Below are 16742 nucleotides of genomic sequence, written 5' to 3' on the forward strand. Positions count from 1 at the left end.
CGCATATCGGCGCATTCGCGGATCGCTGCAAGCGCAGGGCGCGACGACGGCGTCGCCGGCGGGCGCCCGCACCCGGAGGTAGCAAGGTACGCTGCCATCATATCGCCGCGGGTGGCATCGAAACCGGGTTGCGACGTCCCCGGCCGCCGGACTACAACCCCGCCGCGTGGTCGTTCGGGACGTGTGTGTCGTGTCCGCGGTCCCGGGACGCCGGGCGTGTCGTTCGCTCGTCCGGAGCGCGTTGCGTGCGAGCCTCGTGCTCCTCGCCGCCGGCTGCGGCGGCGACGCGGACAGTGCGCGGCCGCAGGGGCCGCCGGCGCCGGTCGTCGAGGTGGCGGTGGTCGAGCGCGGCCGCGTCGACGAAGGGCTCAGCCTCGTCGGCCAGCTCGAGGCCGACGAGGTCGTCATGCTGCGGCCCGAGACCGAAGGCGTCGTCGTCGAGGTGGCGTTCGACGAAGGGGCCGAGGTGGTGCGCGGCACGGTGCTCTTCCGGCTGCGCGACGATTGGCAGCGCGCGCGGCTGCGCGAGGCCGAGGCGCAGGTGGCGCTCACCGAGCAGGCGTGGCGGCGCGCCCGGACGCTCGCCGGCGAGAAGATCCTGTCGGGCGCCGAGCTCGACCAGGCTACCGCGAACCGCGACGCCGCGCGTGCCCGGCTCGACGTCGCGCGCATCGAGCTCGAGCGCATGACCATCCGCGCGCCGTTCGACGGCGTCGTGGGCACGCGGCGCGTGTCGCCGGGCGACCGCGTCACGGCCGCGACCGACCTCGTGCAGATCGACGCCGTCGCCACGCTGAAGCTCGCGTTCCCGCTCCCCGAGCCGATCGTCGACTGGGTGAAGCCGGGCATGACGCTCGCCGTGTCGGTGGCGCCCCATCCGGGCGAGCGCTTCCCGGGCACGGTGTACTTCGTCGCGCCGGCGCTCGATCCGCGCAATCGGCAGCTCCTCCTGAAGGCGCACGTGCCGAACCCCGATCGGCGCCTGCGCCCGGGGCTGTTCGCGACCGTCAAGCTCGATCAGGCGGAGCCGGTCGAGGTCGTCGTCGTGCCCGAATCGGCCGTCGTCTACGATCCGGACGGCACCTACGTGTGGCGCCTCGGCGCCGACGGCGCGCCCACCCGCGCGCCGGTGACGCTCGGACAGCGCACGCAGGGCCGCGTCGAGGTGAAGACCGGGCTCGCGGCAGGCGACCGCATCGTGTCGGCGGGCACCAACAAGGTGATCCCCGGCCTGCCGGTCGCGGTCGCGGGAGGAGATGCGGCCGGGGCCGGGTCGTGAAGCTCTCGCAGATCTGCATCGAGCGGCCGGTCCTCGCAGTCGTGATGTCGCTCGTGATCGTGCTGCTCGGCGCCATCGCGCTGACGCGGCTGCCGAACCGCGAGTTCCCCGACATCGACCCGCCCGTGGTCTCGGTGACGACGGTCCTGACCGGCGCGGCGCCGGAGGTCATCGAGACCTCGGTGACGGCGCCGCTCGAGGACCAGCTGATCGGCATCGAGGGCATCCGCCACATCAGCTCGATCAGCTCCGAGCAGGTGTCGCAGATCACGATCGAGTTCGAGCTCTCGCGCGACGTCGACGCCGCGGCCAACGACGTGCGCGACCGCGTCGCCCGGGCGCGCCAGCTGCTCCCCGACGAGATCGAGGAGCCCGTGGTCGCGAAGCAGGACGCCGACGCGTTCGCGATCATCTGGATCGCCCTCTTCGGGGCGCAAAAGAGCCAGGTCGAGATCTCGACCCTCGCCGAGACGGCGGTGAAGGACCGGCTCGGCAAGCTCCCCGGCGTGTCCGATGTCATCATCGCCGGCGAGCAGCGCTACTCGATGCGCGTGTGGATCGACAACGCGCGCCTGACGGCGTTCGACCTCACCGTCGGCGACGTCGCCGCCGCGCTCCGGCGTGAGAACGTCGACATCCCGTCGGGACGGATCGAGGGCAGCGACAGCGAGTTCACGGTGCGTACGCTCGGCGAGCTGACGACGCCCGAGGAGTACGGCGAGCTCGTCGTGGCCACGAAGGAGGGCGCGCCGATCCGCCTGCGCGACGTCGCCCAGGTCGCGGTCGGGCCCGAGGACGAGCGCAAGATCGTCCGCTTCGACAAGCAGCCCGCCGTCGGCCTCGGCATCGTGAAGCAGTCGCAGGCGAACACGCTCGACGTCGCCGAGGCGGTGAAGGCCGAGCTGGCCCGCATCGAGCCGACGCTGCCGCCCGGCGTGCAGCTCCTGCTCGCGTTCGACTCGTCGATCTACATCGAGCAGTCGCTCGCCGACGTGCGGCACACGATCCTCGAGGCGGTCGTGCTCGTCGTGGTCGTCATCTGGCTCTTCCTGCGCACGTTCCGCGCCACGATCGTGCCGGCGCTCGCCATCCCCGTGTCGCTGATCGGCACCTTCTGGGTGCTCGATCTGCTCGGCTTCTCGATCAACACGCTGACCCTGATGGGGCTCACGCTGGCGATCGGCATCGTCGTCGACGACGCCATCATCGTGCTCGAGAACATCACGCGCTGGATCGAAGAGGGAACGCCGCCGATGGAGGCGGCGCGGCGCGGCATGGACCAGATCGGCTTCGCGGTCGTCGCGGCGACGGTCTCGGTGCTGGCGGTGTTCCTGCCGCTCGCCTTCCTGTCCGACAAGACGGGACGCCTGTTCCGCGAGTTCGGCATCACCATCGCGACGGCCGTCGGCATCTCCGGGTTCGTCGCGCTCACCATGTCGCCGGCGATCTGTGCGCGCCTGCTGCGGCCGCACGCGAGCGAGCACGGCTTCAAGCGGCTCCTGGCGCGCGGCTTCGACGCCCTCGAAGCCGGCTACGGCCGCCTGCTCCTTCCGACGCTGCGCCACCGCGGGCTCGTGCTCGCGGGCGGCGCCGTGTGGGTCGCCCTCGGCGCGGTGCTCCTGTGGACGCTGCCCCGCGAGTTCATCCCCGTCGACGACCGCGGCGCCATCTGGTCGTTCACCCGCGCCCCCGAGGGCAGCACCATCGAGTACACCGACCGCTACCAGAAGATGGCGGAGGACATCGTGCTCGCCACTCCGGGCGTCGAGAAGACGTTCTCGGTGGTGGCGCTCGGCATCGGCGCGCCGGGGCAGGTGACCGAGGGCGCGATGTTCACGACGCTGGTGCCGACCGCGGAGCGTCGCGGCCAGCAGGAGATCGTCGACGGGCTGCGCGGCGCGTTCGCGCAGATTCCCGGCTTCTGGGCATTCCCGATGAATCCGCCGGCGCTCGCCCAGGGGCAGGGCAATCCGATCTCGCTCGTCATCCAGGGCCCCGACGTCGTGGCGCTCGCGAGGCACGCGAACGAGATCCTCGCCCGCGCCCGCGCCATCCCCGGCGTCGTGAACCTGCAGAGCGATCTCCTCATCAACAAGCCGCAGCTCGAGGTCGCGATCGACCGCAACCGCGCCAGCGACCTCGGCGTGCCCGTGCGCGAGATCGCGACCACGCTCCAGATCCTCCTCGGTGGCCTCGACCTGTCGCGCTTCAAGCTGGGCGGCGAGACGTACGACGTGATCGTCCGCCTCGAGCGCGAGCAGCGCGCGAATCCCACCGACCTCTATCGCCTCTACGTGCGCGGCCGCAGCGGCGCGCTGATCCCGCTCGCGTCGGTGGTGCGCGCCGAAGAGACGGTCGTGCCGCGCGGTCTGCCGCACTTCGACCGCCTGCGCTCCGCGACCATCACCGGCGCCATGGCCCAGGGGTATCCGCTCGGCGCAGCGCTCGAGCAGCTCCGGACGATCGCCGACGAGGTGTTGCCCGAGGGCCAAGGCTACCACGCCGGGTTCTCGGGCGAGTCGGAGGACTTCTTCGATTCGGGCAACGCGCTGATGTTCGCCTACGTGCTGGCGGTGGTGATCGTGTACCTCGTCCTCGCGGCGCAGTTCGACAGCTTCCTCCATCCGGTGACGATCATGATCGCCGTGGTGCTGTCGTTCACCGGCGGGCTGCTCACCCTGTGGCTGCTCGGCGACACGCTGAACCTCTTCAGCCAGATCGGCCTCGTCATGCTGGTCGGCCTGGTCACGAAGAACTCGATCCTCATCGTCGAGTTCGCGAACCAGCTGCGCGCCGAGGGCAAGGATCTCGTGGCGGCGACGATCGAGGCGTCGCAGAAGCGCTACCGCCCGATCCTCATGACCGCGGTCTGCACGATCGTCGGCATCCTGCCGATCGCGCTCGGCAGCGGCGCGGGCGGCGAGTCGCGCGCGCCGCTCGGGGTCGCGGTCGCGGGCGGCATGTTCTTCTCGACCGTGCTGACCTTCTTCGTCGTGCCGGCGGCCTACGTGACGCTCGCCCGCCTGCGCGAGGGCCGTCGCGGCGCCCCGGCGTCGGTCAGCGCGCCGGTCCGGGCCGCGTAGCGTCGGGTAGGAGCGCCCACTCGAGCCCGACGATGCGCGCGCCGCCGTCGCGGCGCGCGATCGCGAAGGCGGCCGTGCCGCGCGCCTCGCCGCGATCGCCGTCGGCGTCGCGCCAGGCGATGACGAACGGCGCCCGCACCGCGACGCCGTCGTCGCTCGGCTCGACGTCGGCGCTCGGCTGCAGGTAGGCGATCTCCGGGGCGTCGGCGGGAAGCGCCGCGAGGCGGCGGCGGGCCTCGTCGGCGGCCTCGCCCGCGAGCAGCGCGCGGATGCGGCTGCCGTCGCGGGCCTCGAAGGCGCTGGCGAACTGGTCGACGAGCGCGAGCGCCTCGGCCGCGGTCGGGCGCGGCTCCGGCGGCGCAGCCGGACGCGCGACGCTTCCAATGGCGTGGCCGGCTCCGGGGCGGCGCAGCTGATGGGCCCGGGGGTCAGACGGCTGCTCGGCGCTCCCTGTCCGCGGTCACTGGGCGTCGTCAGTCATGCCGGCGGTCTGGGCGGGGCCGGTCTGGCGCGGCTCTCGCCGGTGCGCGGGCCGGATCTGCATCATTGTTGCTGTCCGGCAGCCGCCGGCGCTGGTACAGTGATTGGCGCCGAGCGCGCGCGCCGAACGCGAGGTTCATGTCGCGAGCTCGGCGCCGCGGCTGAGTTGCGCCCGGCAGCGGCAGCAGGTCGGACGGCGTCCCGCACGCTCCGGCGCCGGTACGGGGCGCCGGGCGCTGGCGTCGTCCGCGGCCGGGCGGGCGCGGCGGGGCGGTCCGCCGCCTCGCATTAGCGTGGCGGGCGGAGCGGCGCACGAGCGGCGGAGCCGGCGGACGACGGCTCGGGTCGAAGTCGCCCCACGCCTCGTCGACCAGCACCGCCGGGATCTCGCGCACGCCGCCGGCGTACGCCGCGATCAGGGTCGCGTCGCACAGCACGTTGACGACGCGCGGCGTGCCCGCCGACAGCACGGCGATGCGCGCGAGCGCGGCGTCGGTGAAGGGCCCGGTGCCGCTGCCGCCCGCGTGCTCGATGCGCGTCTGCACGTAGGCCCGCACCTCCTCGGGCAGCAAGGGGTTCAGGCGGACCTCGACGGCGATCCGCTCGCGCAGCCGCATCAGCTCGGGCGCGCGCAGCTTCTCCTCCAGCTCCGGCTGGCCGGCGAGCAGCACCTGGAGGCCGGGGCGGCCGTCGTCGGTCGCGAGGTCGGCGAGCAGCTGGAGCTCGGCGAGCGCCGCCGGCTCGAGCGCCTGGGCCTCGTCGAAGAGGATGGCGACGTTGCCCCCCGCGTGCGTGTGCTCGTAGACGAACTCGTGCAGGCGCTGGAGCAGGACGAGCTTGCCGGCGCCCTCGACGGGGATGCCGAGCTCGAGCAGCAGGTGGTCGAGCGTCTCGTCGAACGTGACCGTCGGGTGCAGCACGAGGATCGTGCGCACGGCGCCCGGCAGCGACTCGAGCAGGTGGCGGACGAGCGTCGTCTTGCCCGTCCCCACCTCGCCGACGAGGGTGAGGAATCCCGCGCGCCCGACGATGCCTTCGCCGAGCGCGTCGGCGGCCTCGCGGTAGCCGGGCCCGAGGTAGAGGAAGCGCGGGTCCGGCGTGATGCGGAAGGGCGGCTCGCGGAAGCCGAAGAAGCGTTGGTACATCCGCGAGCGGCCCCCCGGAGCCGCCTAGAAGGTGCCCTCGATGCCGCCGGCCGGGATGACGCTCGAGTTGCGCAGCCCCTCGTCCGTGACGGCGTAGATGCCGTTCACGAACAGCATGAGCTGCTTCCACACGACGACGCGGAAGCCGAACGACAGATCGAGGTAGTCCTTGCGGTCGAAGTCGAGCCCGAGCAGCGGCTCCTGCACCAGACGGCCCGACGGCCGCAGCGACAGGAAGCTGGTCTGGCTCGGCGCCGCCGACTCGTTGAACTCGCTGCGGCCGATGAACGCGAGCGCGAAGCCGACGCGCGGGTGCAGGTCGACGTCGGCACCGATGGCGTAGAGCGCCTGGCTGCGGTCGACGTCGTCGGCGACGAAGTCGATGCCGGTGTTGAAGTACGTCGTCACGCGGTCCCACAGCACCGTCGAGAGGATGATCGACGGCGTGGCCTCGAACGAGCCCGTGCCCTGGAATTCGTCCTTGCGGCCCGACGGCATGCGCAGCGTGAGGCCGCTCGCCGACTGGAGCCAGCCCCAGCGCGGCAGCTGGTACTTGAAGCGCAGCAGGATGTCGCCGACGCCGAAGTTGTTGCCTCCGGTGTTGCCGGTGAGCAGCGGACCCTGCGACGGCGTGAACTGCCCGTCGGGTCCGGCGGCGAAGAGCTGCTGCGTCTGCACGCCGACGTCGAGCTCGGTGTAGATGAGCGGGACGAGCAGGTTGACGTCGAGGTTGTCGAGGATGCCGTACGTGAAGCTGAAGCCCCACACGTAGTCGCGCAGGCCGATGTCGTACTTGAGGCTGTTCGCCGTGAACCCGAGCGTCTGCCCGCCGCTCGTGACCCGCGTGACGATCGGGTCCGGGTTGGTGAGGTCGCCCATGTCCTGGCCGTCGAACGCGTTCAGGTTCACGTACTGGAAGCTGACGTTGACGTTGAACTTGCCCTTGCCGAGCGTGTCGGCGCGCTCCATGAACAGCGGGCCGAGGGTCTGCGACGTGCGCTCGAAGGTCTCGAGCTCCGGGTTGTACGAGTAGGTGAAGCCGGCCGACGCGGCGACGACCGGGATGCTGCGCGCGGCGGTGTCGGCCATGGTGTCGGCCAGCGCGTCGAACGCGGAGCCGCCGCGTAGCCCGACCGTCTCCGAAGCGGTGCCGAGGATGGTGCGGAGCGAGCGGGCCTCGGCCGCGAGCGGGACCGCGGCCAGCACCAGAGCCAGCACGCGGGCGGCGCACAGGGGACGGATGGGATTGCGCACGGAAGGGACCTCCTCGGCGCCGCCGTGCGCCCCCGATGCGGGTCGCCGACGGGCTAGCGGGCGAACGATTGCCGGAGCTTCTGGAGCCGTTTGAGGTCGCGTTTAAGGGCTTTCGTGCCCGTGAGCAAGGTGCGGCCGCGGCGTCTGAGGTCGCGGGCGGTGTCGCGGTCGAGCGCCGCGCGCTGCTTCGCGAGCGTCAGCATCGACAGGAAGGCCTGCGCGGCCCGCGGCGTCTTCTTCACCTGGGCGAAGGCGATCCTGCCGCGGATCCGGGCCGGCGTGTCGGTGATGATGCCGCCGCCGGGCATGTCGGCCCGCGCGCTCGGCACGAGGACGCTCGTGCTCCGCCCCGCGAGGGTGCGCTCGATGAGGACGAGCTGCTCGCGGAGCGTGGCGAGGCGATCGTCGAGCAGCGCGCGCGCCTCGGCGGCCGGCGGTGCGTCGGGCGTACCCAGGCCGGAGAGCCGCCCGTCTATGGCACGTGAGGTATCGAGCAGCCCGCGCACGCGCCGCCAGGGGCCGAGCACCGCCACGCAGCCCTGATAGTTCTCGACGTTGGCGTGCCCGCAGACGCCGTCGCCGCAGCGGTCGTCGCTGCACGGATCGTCGTCCTCGCTGCACTCGGCGCCGTCGGCACGGCTCTCGACCTGCACGCAGCCCGCGGCGTCGGCGCCCGGCTGCGCCGGCTGGCAGACGGCCGTTCCGCACTCGTTCGGCGGCGGGCAGCGGTCGTCGCGCACGACGTGGCGGCAGCCGCCGGCGGTGCAGACGTCCTCGGTGCACGGGATGCCGTCGTCGGTGCAGAGCGTGCCGTCGGGGGCGACGCTCGCGACCACGCAGCCGCGCGCGTCCGCGCCGGGGTCGCCCGGCCGGCAGGCGCCGGTGGCGCACTCGCCGGCGTCGCAGCCGGTGTCGGCCGGGGTGTGGCGGCACACGCCGGCGGCGCAGGTATCGGTGGTGCACGCGACCCCGTCGTTGCAGTCGAGCGGGGTCGCGGCGCAGGTGCCGCCGACGCAGCGGTCGCCGCTGGTGCAGGGATCGGCGTCGTCGCAGACCGTGTCGTCGGGCTTCGCGGGGTTCGAGCAGGCGCCCGTCTGCGGGTTGCAGACGCCGGCGTCGCGGCACTGGTCCTGTGCGGTGCAGACGATCGGTTCGCTGCCTTCGCACGTGCCCGCCTCGCAGCGGTCGGTGCGCGTGCAGGCGTTCTGGTCGTTGCAGGTGGTGCCGTCCGGACGCGGCAGGGCGACGCACTCGCCCGTCTGCGGCGCGCAGGTGGCGGCCTGGAAGCAGCCGGTGGCGCCGGGACAGGCCTTCGCGGTGCCGACGCAGACGCCCGCGCTGCAGCGGTCGCTCTCGGTGCACCTGTTGCCGTCGTCGCACGGGTCGGAGCGGTTGCTGTACCGGCAGCGGCCGGCGTCGCACGAGTCGTCGGTGCAGAAGTTGTCGTCGTTGCACTCGAGGTCGGTGTTGCAGGAGCGGCAGCCCGAGAGCTCGACGTGCTCGCAGCCGTTGGCGCCGCAGGTGTCGACGGTGCAGGCGTCGCCGTCGGCGCAGTCGGTCGGGCCGGTCGCGGTGCAGACGCCGGCGACGCAGCGGTCGCCCGCGGTGCAGGCGTTGCCGTCGCTGCACCCGGTGTCGTCGGGACGCGGCTCGGGTGCGCAGACGTCGCGGGCCTCGTCGCAGACGCCGGTGTTGCACTGGTCGGTGGCGGAGGCGCAATCGCGCGGCGTGCCGGTGCAGATGCCGCTCCGGCACGTGTCGCCGACCGTGCAGAAGGCGCCGTCGGAGCATGGCGTGGCGTCGGCTTTCGGCGGGTCGGAGCACAGGCCCGTCTGCGGGTTGCAGACGCCGGCGTCGTGGCACTGGTCCTTCGCGGTGCAGACGACCGGGTTCGAGCCGGTGCAGACGCCGTTCTGGCAGACGTCGCTCTGCGTGCAGGCGTTGCCGTCGTTGCAGCCGGTGCCGTTCGTCTTCGCGGGGGTCGAGCAGAGGCCGGTGCTGGTGTCGCAGACGCCGGCGTCGTGGCACTGGTCCTTCGCGGTGCAGACGACCGGGTTCGAGCCGGTGCAGACGCCGTTCTGGCAGACGTCGCTCTGCGTGCAGGCGTTGCCGTCGTTGCAGGGTGTGCCGCTCGAGGGCGGGTTCGAGCAGACGCCGGCGGTGCAGAGGTCGGCGGTGCAGGGGTTGCCGTCGGCGCAGTCGGCCGGCACGTCGCAGGAGCGGCAGCCGGGGATCGGCGTGTGCGAGCAGCCGGTCACGCCGTCGCAGGCGTCGGTGGTGCAGGCGTCGCCGTCGTCGCAGGCGTCGGCGGCGCCGGGCGTGCAGCCGCCCGCCTGACAGGTGTCGCCGAGGGTGCAGGCGTTGCCGTCGCTGCAGCCGGTGCCGTTCGTCTTCGGGGGGTCGGAGCAGGCGCCCGTGGACGGGTTGCAGGTGCCGGCGTCGTGGCACTGGTCCTTCGCCGTGCAGACCTTCGGCGTGCCCTGACAGACGCCGGTGGCCGTGCACTTGTCGCCGACCGTGCAGGGATTCGTGTCGTTGCAGTCGGCGCCGGTCTTGGGGATGTCCTCGCACGCGCCGGTGAGCGGATTGCAGACGCCGGCGGTGTTGCACTGGTCGCCGGCGCAGAAGACGGCCGGCGTGCCGGTGCAGACGCCGCTCTGGCAGCGGTCCTGGTTCGTGCAGCGGTCGTCGTCGTCGCACGGCGTGCCGTTCGCGACCGGCGTCGGCTCGCAGGCGCCCGACGACGGATTGCAGACGAGGTCGGTGCAGGCGTCGCTCTCGGGACCGCACGCGACCGGCGTGCCCGCGACGCACGCGCCCATGGCGCTGCCGGGACGGTCGCAGGTCTCGACGCCGTTGCAGGGGTTGCCGTCGTCGCAGAAGACGTCGTCGGCGCAGCAGTCGGGCTCGCCGATCGCGCAGCTCCCGGGTTGCGCCATCGCCGGGGCGGAGACCGCGAGGACCATCACGGCGACCAGCACGTTCATCGCCGTGCGGAGCACACTCACGCGACGGAACATAGCGTGCGGTCGGGCTTCGGCGGAAGCGTCTTTCGGGCGCGCACGTCGTGCATCCATGCCAGAAGAACGCCGCAGCCTACGCAGCGGACGCGTGGTGGTTGCGGAGGGCGGGACGCTCCAGTAAGCGAACGAGCCGTACCGCCCCTCGTCGCCATGATTCGCACGCGCCGCCGGGCGGACCGGCATGTCGTGCCCGCGCGTCGTCGCGCGCCGTGGCTGCTCGCGGCGCTCGTGATGCTGCATGCGGTGCACGCGTCGGCGCAGCGGCCCGGAGCCGACGAGCGGCCGCTCGGTCTCGGCGTGAGCCCGATCGGCGACAAGGTGAAGGTGCGCGTCGGCAGCGTCGAGCGCTTCCGCGTCGAAGCGCTCGGCACCGACGTCCAGCACCGCTGGACGCTCGACGGGCACGCCGTCGGCAGCGCGGCGCAATGGAGCTTCGCGCCCGCCGCCGCAGACGTCGGGCTCCACCGCATCGTCGTCACGGTGACCGCGCGCGAGGGCACGGTGTCGCGCGCGTGGTCGGTGCGCGTGCTGCCGCCGAAGGCGCCCGAGCTCGTCGACGCCAGCCCGCGCGAGACGACGCTCGAGGTGCCGGCCCGTACCTGGCTGCGCTTCCAGATCCGCATCCGCACCACGCCCGCGGCGTCGCTCGAGGAGGTCGCCGTCGCGTGGAGCGTCGACGGCGTCGCGGCGGGCGAGGGCGAGACGCTGCGCTGGCGCCCGCCGCAGCCGGGCTCGTACCGCGTGCGCGCGCTGGCGACGAGCAGCCTCGGCTCGGCGGTGGCGCGCGAGTGGCGCGTCGACGCGACGGTGCCGCCGCCGACCACGACGACGGCGCCGCTGCCGATCACGACGACGACGAGGGCCCCCATGGCGACGACGACCGCGCCGCGCGCGACCACGAGCAGCACGACGGAGCCGTGGCCGACGACCACCACCAGCACGGCGCCGCTCCCCGTCACGACCAGCACGACGGCGCCGCCCCCCGTGCCGCCCACGACCGTCGCTCCGCCGCCCGCGAGCGGCCCCGGCGACGCCGAGATACGCGCGCTCCTCGACCGCTACGCCGCGGCATGGGGTCGCGGCGACGTCGACGAGCTGCGCCGGCTCGGCCAGGTGACGAACGACCAGCAGGCGGCCGCGCTGCGCGCGTACTTCGCGAAGACGGGCTCCATCGAGGTCCGCATCGAGCTCCTCGCCGTCGTGCGCGACGGCGGTCGCACGGTGGTCCGCTTCCGCCGCCGGGACCGCTTCCGCAATCCGGCGGGGGGCGTCGTCGACGAGGCCTCGCCGCCGCTGGAGAAGGACGTCGTCGAGGAGCCGGACGGCCTGCGCTTCGGGCGGGCGCGCTAGGGCACACGAAGCCCGTGCGCGGTGGCGCGCGACCAGGGCGTGCGGGGCCCGGCCCCGCGGAGTCGGACGCCGCGGGCGGTGTCGGCGTGCCGGCCCTACACCCCGACGTGCGCCCGCGCGACGATGCGCCCGACGTCGACCCCGCGCGGCAGCGTGCCCAGCGCCTTGCCGTGCTCGCCCGTCAGCCGCGAGGCGCAGAACGCCTCGGCCACCGCCGGGTCGCCGTGGCGCAGCAGCAGCGACGCCTGCAGCGCCAGCGCCATCTGCTCGACCACCGCGCGCGCCCGGTACTCGATCGCGTCGAGGTCGCCGAGCCCGTCGCGGAGCGCGTCGACCGCACGGTCGAGCCGCGGATCGAGCCCGCCCGCCGTGCCCAGCTCGGTGAAGAACGCCTCGACGCTCTCCGGATCGCGGCCCATGGCGCGCAGGACGTCGAGGGCGATGACGTTGCCCGAGCCCTCCCAGATGCCGTTCAACGGCGACTCGCGGAACAGACGCGGCAGGATCGACTCCTCGACGTAGCCGTTGCCGCCGTGGCACTCGAGCGCCTCGGCGACCACCGTCGGCTGGCGCTTGCACACCCAGTACTTGCCGACCGCGGTCGCGAGGCGGGCGAAGCGCTTCTGCGCGGGGTCGCGGCTGCCCTCGTCGTAGGCGCGGGCGAGACGCAGCATGAGCGTCGTCGCCGCCTCGGACTCGACCGCGAGGTCGGCGAGCACGTTGCGCATGAGCGCGTGGTCGACGAGCGTCTTGCCGAAGGTGCGGCGGTGGTGTGCATGGTGGATCGCCTGCGCCACCGCCTGGCGGATGCCGGCCGAGGCGCCGATCACGCAGTCGAGACGTGTGTGTGTCACCATCTCGATGATGGTCGGCACGCCGCGGCCGTCCTCGCCGACCATGCGCGCCCAGGTGCCGTCCATCTCGATCTCGCTCGAGGCGTTCGACTTGTTGCCGAGCTTGTCCTTCAGGCGTTGGATGTGGATGCGGTTGCGGGTGCCGTCGGGCAGCCAGCGCGGCATGAGGAAGCAGGAGACGCCGCGCTCGGTCTGCGCCAGCACGAGGAAGGCGTCGCACATCGGCGCGGAGCAGAACCACTTGTGGCCGGTGAGCAGGTACTCGCCGCCCGGGCCGCCGGCGCCGGCCGGCACGGCGCGGGTCGTATTGGCGCGCACGTCGGAGCCGCCCTGCTTCTCGGTCATCGCCATGCCGAACAGGACGCCGCGCTTCTCGGAGGCCGGACGCATGCGCGGGTCGTAGTCGAAGGAGCAGACCCGGGTCTCCCAGTCGGCCGCGACCTCGGGCTGCGCGCGCAGCGCCGGCAGCACGGAGTAGGTCATCGAGATCGGGCAGCCGTGGCCGGCCTCGATCTGCGACGTCAGGTAGAACAGCGCCGCGCGGGCGACGTGGGTGCCGGGCCGCGGGTCGGCCCAGGGCAGGGCATGGCAGCCGTGGGCGACGCTCGTCCGCATGAGCTCGTGCCAGGCGGGATGGAACTCGACCTCGTCGATGCGGTTGCCGAAGCGGTCGTGGGTGCGCAGGACCGGCGGAAAGGCATTCGCGAGCCGGCCCCAGGCGTAGGCCTCGGGGGTGCCGATCTCGCGTCCCAGGCGGTGCAGGCGCTCGCTTGCCCAGCCGGCACCCTCGCGCTCGAGGCCGTCGCGCAGGACGGGGTCGGTCGCGAAGAGGTCGTAGTCCTCGAGCGGCGGGACCTGGTTCAGCACCTGGTGGGTCGGCGGCATGGGACGACCCTAGCAGCTTTGCCGCGGAGCCGGCACGGGGACCGGAAGGTCGCGATCCGGCTGGCTGCCGCGAACCGACAGCGGTTGTCCCCACAAAAGTGTATGTAGGAACGGCACGCAGACGAACCGTCGCCAGGCGACAGATAGGGGGCCAATGACCGAGCACGAGGGTGATGAGCAGCAGCCGGAGCGTATCCCCGAAGGGACGCGTGACGACCTGCTGGACGCGCTTCTCGACGATTGGCCGCAGATCGCGGCCACCGCGTGGGACGGCTGGCGGACCCGCGGGCGGGGCACCGTGACCATCACGCCGGGAACGGCGCCGACGATCACGTATCGCCCGGGCCCGCCGTGCGACTGCCACGGCGAGGCCGTGGGGGCGTACGATCCGGAGACGCAGGCCGTGGTCGCGGTGCTGCGGCGCGGGGAGGAGGTGGTCTGGGTGGAGACGTTGTCCGGGTGGCCCACGCCGCCCGATGCCGCGGCGGTGCTCCCGGCCGAAGCCCGGGACGCCACGGTGCAGTAGGTCGCCGGCGGGGGGCGGCCGCCAGAGCCGTCCCCCCGCCGCTCGCTTCCGGGCGTTCGACGCCCGGCCCCGGATCGTCCGTGCTCGATGCGCTCGCGTTCTCGAGCCTGTGGGTGGCCATCGCTGCCCTCCTGCTCGCGCTCGTCACCACGACGGCGCTCGCTCTCCCGGCCGAGGCGCCCCTGCTCGTCTTCGTGTTCGCCGGCACCCTCGTGGTCTACGGCTGCGACCGGCTGCGTGACGTCGCGCGCGACCGGGCGACCACGCCCCGGCGGGCCGCGTTCGTCACCCGGCACTGGACGCCCCTGCTCGCCGGCATGGTCGTCGCCGCGCTCGCGGCGGCGGTCTGCGTGCCGGCGATCGGCACGGCGGCGGTCCTGCCCGCGGCGGTCGCCGCGGTGCCCGGCCTGCTGCACCGGCGGCTCAAGCACCTCGCCTGGAAACCCCTCTACGTCACCGCGGCCTGGCTCGCGGTGACGGTGGCGCTGCCGGTCGCCGCGAGCGCGCGCGGAGCGGCTGCCGGCCGCGTCGCCTGGGTCGGGGCGGTGCAGGGGCTGACGCTGCTCGCCAACGTCCTCGCCTCGGGCGTGCGTGACCGTGAGGGGCTCGCGGCGCGGATCGGGGCGCGGCGGGCGCTCGGCGTCGCGCGTGCCGTTGCGGCGGCCGGCGTGGTCGCGGCGCTGGCGGCGCCGGCGCCGCTCGCTGCGCTCGCCTGCCTCCCGCTCGCGACCGCGACCGTTCTCGTCCGCTTCCGCGCGGACGAGCGCTGGCATCGTCGTCGTCGACGGCGCGCTCGTCGCCGGAGCGGCGGCGACGCTCGTCCTGCTCGCCGTCGTGCCCTGAGGCGTCGCCCCGCGCGCGGCGCGGCGACGCCGGGGCCGGTCAGGGACGCGGCAGGGCGGAGACGGCGAGCGGGGCGAGCGCCCAGGCGGCGCGCGTCTGTCCGTCCGCCGCGCCGAGGCCGGGGCCGTCGTAGTAGATGATGCGGTCGGCGCGCAGGTCGTCGTAGGGCGGGGTGCGCGGATCGGTGTTCGGGACGGTCGTGTTGAGCCACAGGCCGCTCGTGCCGTAGGCGAAGGCGTCGCCGGTGCACTGCGTGACCGGCGGCGTGCTGTCGTCGAGGTAGTAGGAGACGACCGACGAGAGCGTGATGTTGGTCACGACGTTCGCCACCATCGTGAGCGAGCCCTGCGGCCCGGTGACCTGCTCCCAGATCGCGGGGGTGGTCGGCACGCTGTCGGGGTTGCCGTCGATGGTGACGCCGCCCGGTGCGGCGCTGTTGCGGTAGGTCATGCCGATCGCCGCGGGCGCGTAGTCGAAGAGGTCCATGATGCCCGGGATGGCGTGCACGCGCAGGAACGTGCGGACGTCCTCGCGGCCGGCGTAGTAGACGTGCTCGCGCTGCGTGAGCGGCCCGCTGTTCGCGCCGACGTACGAGCGCAGCGCCCGCACGGGTCCGCTCTTGTTGACGATGAACGCGCCCTCGCCGTTCGAGAACGTCTCCTCCGTGCGCCCGCAGACGCCGGGCCCGAACATCGGCTTGTTGCGGTCGAGGATGTCGACGCCGGACGCGCCGCCGTCGGTGATGCGCAGCTCGGTCTGCACCCAGCGGTCGGTGAAGCGACGCTGGTACTGCGGCGTCGTGATCGACGACGTCTCGGGGTTCGGGCCGGCGTTGATCGCGTAGGTCGTGAGGTAGGCGCCCGAGGTCAGCGCGAACGTGTAGCTGACGTACTGCTGGCCGGCGCCCGGCGGCAGGGCGCCCGCGCGGCGGAACAGGTAGACCCACCCGGTGCTGCCGTCGAGCGGGTCGGTGATGGTCAGCTCGACGCCGCTGCCCGAGATCGCGCCCGGCGGCGTGCCGAGGACGAGCGGGGCACGGTCGCCGGCGTCGGCCGCCATGAAGACCAGCTCGTCGTCGGTGTCGAAGGTCGGGACCGGATCGGCGCCGGCGAAGGTGCCCGCGTCGGCGTAGCCGAGCGTGGTGATGCCGCCGCCGAAGCTCGCGTTGCCCTTGTAGACGGTGGTGAAGTTCAGCGTCTTGCGCTCGTCGATCTGGACCGGGATCTGTGTCCAGCCCGGCGCCCAGCGGAAGGCGACGACGTCGTCCGGCAGGGCGCCGACGAGCGTCGGCACGTCGGCCCCGGTGAGGACGACCGGATCGTCCGGGCGGGCGAGCGTGCCGCTGCCGCCGACCTCGCAGTTGGCCAGCGACGACGCCGGGGCCTTCTTGCCGAGGAACTGGCCCGGCAGGTCGCGCGCGACGCTCGCGCCCTCGAAGCGCACGCAGCTGCGCAGCGAGCCGGTGGTGAGGCGCACCGTCACCGCGCCCTGCGCGCCGGTGAGCGCGAGGCCGGCGTCCTTGGCGACGACCTTCACGAGCTTGCCCTGCTTGAGGATCGTCGTCTTCACCGGCGTCGGACCGCCGGGTGCGGACGCGTTCACGTACTTGTAGATGTCGACCTTGCCGTCGGTCACCTTCCAGCCCGGCTTGCCGATCCCGGGCGGGATCAGGAACGCGCCGCCGACCGAGTCGGCGTCGGAGAAGAGCTCGAGCAGGGCGCCGCCGGGGCTGCCGGACGCCGGATCGTCGGCGCCGCCGATGGCGGGGAAGAGGAACGCCGGGTCCTTCGAGAGGAACACCAGCGAGGCCTTGCCGGAGGGCGAGCGCTTCAGGAGCAGCTTCACGGCGGAGATCGGCTGATCGACGGCACCGGCCACCGTGCTCGAGAGCACGAGACCGGCGAGCACCATCACACGCAGAGCACGCATGGTGCGCAGGCTCGCATCCGCCCCGGAGGTGTCTCAAGGAAAATCCGATGCGCGGCCGGTTCGCGGCGTGCACATGTGCCGCGGCGGGCCG

The 16742-nt window shown here is 73.3% G+C and carries 11 protein-coding genes; 5 read left to right on the forward strand and 6 right to left on the reverse strand.

Annotation, left to right across the window (positions count from 1 at the left end; translation table 11 throughout):
• Positions 1–241 precede the first annotated feature (241 nt).
• Together KIT14_06755 and KIT14_06760 are read left to right on the forward strand one after the other, a co-directional pair.
• Complete coding sequence (locus KIT14_06755; GenBank protein MCW5890236.1) at positions 242–1279, forward strand: efflux RND transporter periplasmic adaptor subunit; 1038 nt, start codon at positions 242–244, stop codon at positions 1277–1279.
• Positions 1276–4362, forward strand: coding sequence for an efflux RND transporter permease subunit (locus KIT14_06760; protein MCW5890237.1), 3087 nt, complete (start codon positions 1276–1278; stop codon positions 4360–4362). Before KIT14_06755 ends, KIT14_06760 begins: the two co-directional genes overlap by 4 nt.
• Here KIT14_06760 and KIT14_06765 read toward each other — a convergent pair.
• The 4 genes from KIT14_06765 to KIT14_06780 form a co-directional block, all read right to left on the reverse strand.
• Positions 4337–4501 carry a hypothetical protein gene (locus KIT14_06765; protein ID MCW5890238.1) on the reverse strand — a complete coding sequence of 55 codons (165 nt, stop codon included), beginning with the start codon at positions 4499–4501 and terminating at the stop codon, positions 4337–4339. The two genes, KIT14_06760 and KIT14_06765, sit on opposite strands and share 26 nt — an antisense overlap.
• Positions 4502–4835: 334 nt before the next feature.
• Positions 4836–5987 (reverse strand): AAA family ATPase, encoded by a 1152-nt coding sequence (locus tag KIT14_06770; protein MCW5890239.1) that lies wholly within the window; start codon positions 5985–5987, stop codon positions 4836–4838.
• Between the two features lie 24 nt (positions 5988–6011).
• Positions 6012–7241 (reverse strand): hypothetical protein, encoded by a 1230-nt coding sequence (locus KIT14_06775; protein MCW5890240.1) that lies wholly within the window; start codon positions 7239–7241, stop codon positions 6012–6014.
• 53 nt (positions 7242–7294) lie between these two features.
• Complete coding sequence (locus tag KIT14_06780; GenBank protein ID MCW5890241.1) at positions 7295–10249, reverse strand: hypothetical protein; 2955 nt, start codon at positions 10247–10249, stop codon at positions 7295–7297.
• Positions 10250–10450: 201 nt separating this feature from the next.
• On the opposite strand from KIT14_06780, the gene KIT14_06785 reads away from it, so the two are divergent.
• Positions 10451–11614, forward strand: coding sequence for a hypothetical protein (locus KIT14_06785; GenBank protein ID MCW5890242.1), 1164 nt, complete (start codon positions 10451–10453; stop codon positions 11612–11614).
• A 95-nt stretch (positions 11615–11709) separates the two neighbouring features.
• Here KIT14_06785 and KIT14_06790 read toward each other — a convergent pair whose 3' ends face one another.
• On the reverse strand, positions 11710–13353 hold the full coding sequence (locus KIT14_06790) for an isovaleryl-CoA dehydrogenase (GenBank protein MCW5890243.1): 1644 nt from the start codon (positions 13351–13353) through the stop codon (positions 11710–11712).
• A gap of 154 nt (positions 13354–13507) precedes the next feature.
• On the opposite strand from KIT14_06790, the gene KIT14_06795 reads away from it, so the two are divergent.
• Positions 13508–13879: a hypothetical protein gene (locus KIT14_06795; protein MCW5890244.1), complete on the forward strand. Its 372-nt coding sequence runs from the start codon at positions 13508–13510 to the stop codon at positions 13877–13879.
• A gap of 80 nt (positions 13880–13959) precedes the next feature.
• A complete protein-coding gene (locus KIT14_06800) occupies positions 13960–14862 on the forward strand; it encodes a hypothetical protein (protein MCW5890245.1) in 903 nt (300 codons plus the stop codon).
• On the opposite strand, the gene KIT14_06805 is transcribed toward KIT14_06800, so the two are convergent.
• Positions 14762–16651, reverse strand: a complete 1890-nt coding sequence (locus tag KIT14_06805) for a hypothetical protein (protein MCW5890246.1) — start codon at positions 16649–16651, stop codon at positions 14762–14764. The genes KIT14_06800 and KIT14_06805 overlap by 101 nt on opposite strands.
• Positions 16652–16742: the final 91 nt, after the last annotated feature.

It is taken from the genome of bacterium, from assembly GCA_026129405.1.
Taxonomy (GTDB): domain Bacteria; phylum Desulfobacterota; class Binatia; order DP-6; family DP-6; genus JAHCID01.